Origin of the sequence: Streptomyces swartbergensis, from assembly GCF_002148965.1 — a bacterium.
Classification (GTDB): Bacteria; Actinomycetota; Actinomycetes; order Streptomycetales; family Streptomycetaceae; genus Streptomyces; species Streptomyces swartbergensis.
Genome location: NZ_NGFN01000760.1, coordinates 1 through 925, shown reverse-complemented (window position 1 = coordinate 925; position 925 = coordinate 1). Strand labels below are relative to the sequence as shown.

Sequence of the window (925 nt, the reverse complement as noted above, 5' to 3'; positions counted from 1 at the left end):
GTCGTCACCAGCAAGGGCCTGGCCAACGGCGGTGCGGCGCTGAGCATGGTGTGGTCCCGCGAGCCGCTGGGCAGCCCGGAGCGGTACCGGCCCGGCAGCCACTCCTCCACCTACATCGGCATCCCAAGCGCCCTCGCCGTCGTGGACACGGTGCTGGACCGCTGGGAGCGGTGGACCACGGTGGACAAGGACATCCTCTGGCTGGAGGAAGCCATGCGCTCCCGGCTCACCGACATCGCCACGCGGCATCCGAACCTCGTGCGGGGTGTCGACGCGATGGGCGGCACCGCGCGCATCGTCCTCACCGGACCATACGCCAGCCGAATGCGGCACCTGTTCCGGTCTGGGCACCCGGACACCGGCGTCCTCGTCGCCACGACCGGCATGGCACCGGACATCATCAACGTGCACCCTCCGCTCGTCATCGAAGAACGCGAACTGGACATCCTCGCGGAGGTCTTCGAGACGGCGCTGAACGGGATCGCCTGATGGCGGCGAAGACGGAGCGGAAATTCCTCGTGGGCCGCGGCTGGCGCGAGACGGTGGTGCGCACGCGGGAGGTCCGCCAGGGCTATGTGTCCGCCGAACCCGAGCGCGCGGTGCGGGTGCGGGTGCGGATCACCGACGGCGCCGAGGCGGTCATCACCGTCAAGGGTCCGCGCCAAGGCGCGCGCAGGGCCGAGTTCGAGTACCCCGTGCCGCTCGCGGACGCCGAGGAGATCCTCGCGCGGCTGTGCCCGCAGCCGTTGGTGGAGAAGAAGCGGCACTATCTGGGCGGACGCTTCGAAGGCTGGACCGTGGACGAGTTCTTCGGCGCCAACGCCGGTCTGGTCCTGGCGGAGCTGGATGCTGAGGACGCCGCGGACGTGGTCGACCTGCCCGAGTGGGTCACCGAGGAGGTCACCGCTGACCTGCGGTTCGACAA

At 70.1% G+C, this 925-nt stretch carries 2 protein-coding genes; both read left to right on the top strand.

All coding sequences use genetic code 11. The features are described 5' to 3' along the window. Window positions 1-489 (top strand): aminotransferase class III-fold pyridoxal phosphate-dependent enzyme (locus CA983_RS44160; RefSeq protein ID WP_143645874.1); only part of this gene is annotated, 489 nt, incomplete at its 5' end. Further along, window positions 489-925 (top strand): CYTH domain-containing protein (locus CA983_RS44155; protein WP_107500371.1); only part of this gene is annotated, 437 nt, incomplete at its 3' end. The genes CA983_RS44160 and CA983_RS44155, both read left to right, overlap by 1 nt.